The sequence below is a fragment of the Chitinophaga silvisoli genome (assembly GCF_003412465.1).
In the GTDB taxonomy this organism is placed as follows: Bacteria; Bacteroidota; Bacteroidia; order Chitinophagales; family Chitinophagaceae; genus Chitinophaga; species Chitinophaga silvisoli.
Genome location: NZ_QTJV01000074.1, coordinates 1 through 1,155, shown reverse-complemented (window position 1 = coordinate 1,155; position 1,155 = coordinate 1). Strand labels below are relative to the sequence as shown.

Here is a 1,155-nt window from a genome sequence, read left to right as displayed (position 1 = left end):
ATTGCAGGTCAAAGAGTTTATCGAGTTATTAATATTATACTTCATGAAAGTTTACATAGACAACTTTATACTAAATATAATACTGAACAAGCTCTTGCTTTAGTTAAACCTATATATGATAAATTTAAATTTTGGCTTGATACTCAAGATAATTCTACTAAAGAAAGACTTAAACCTTATTTATTTGAGAACTTTAATACAAGTGAAGCTCTTGAAGAATTTCTAGTTGAAAGTATTACTAGTAATGCTCTTATGTCAGCTCTTAATGAAATAAAATATGATAATAGAAAAACTAATAAACGTAAGACTTTATTTAGTAGACTTCTTGAAGTTATTGCTGATATGTTAGGTATTAAAATTAATGAAGATAGTTTATTAGCTGCTGCTAGAGATGCTTATAAAGCTATTAAAAAAATACCTAAAGAAAATAATCAAGAGGCTATTCAAGGAACTTTTCAGTTTGAAGAAGAAACTGCTAGTACAGAACAAATTGAAAATCCTAATGAAGATAATAGTCAAGATTATAATTATAATAATGATAATCTTAATGATGGACTTGATATGTTTAGTAGTGTTGATGATGATATAGTGCTGAATATGGCTGAATTAACTAGCCGTTTATCGATAGCACAACAGCCCGAATTTGCCACTTTGCTTGACACAGGACGCATCAGTTTTAGCTGTATGTAGAATTAATCGAGCAAATATAAAAGTCGCTTAAAACGAAAGGAAATCACCTCTATGACGATGTAATTAAATTTTACTTTACATTAGTCATAGAGGTATTACTATTAATGAATTTAAACTTAAATATAAACTTATGAGTTGTGGAAATATTAAACTTGTAGGATATAATAATCTTAATAATGTTATTATTAAAGAACATGGTTCTAATAATGCAGATTATTATAGTCTTATAGCTATGGTTGAAGACCCAATCTTTAAGAAGATTATAGCTGATAGAGGTATTAATGTTAAAACTTCTGGAAGACAAGCTTATAATGCTCTTCTTGAAGCTAGAGCTATTAAACTTCGTAATATGGATGATATAGCTTCTGTTGCTGAAAAAGAAGAACGTGGTTTGTTTAGTACAATTAAAGCTAGAGATACAGCTATTACTTATATGGCTGATATTATGAATAAACTTAGTTTTAA

2 protein-coding genes are annotated in these 1,155 nt (G+C 27.9%); both read left to right on the top strand.

Annotation, left to right across the window (positions count from 1 at the left end):
• On the top strand, positions 1-690 hold a 690-nt coding region (locus DXN04_RS35145), incomplete at its 5' end, for a hypothetical protein (protein WP_158569345.1).
• Positions 691-820: 130 nt separating this feature from the next.
• Positions 821-1,155 (top strand): hypothetical protein (locus DXN04_RS34470; RefSeq protein ID WP_147320183.1); only part of this gene is annotated, 335 nt, incomplete at its 3' end.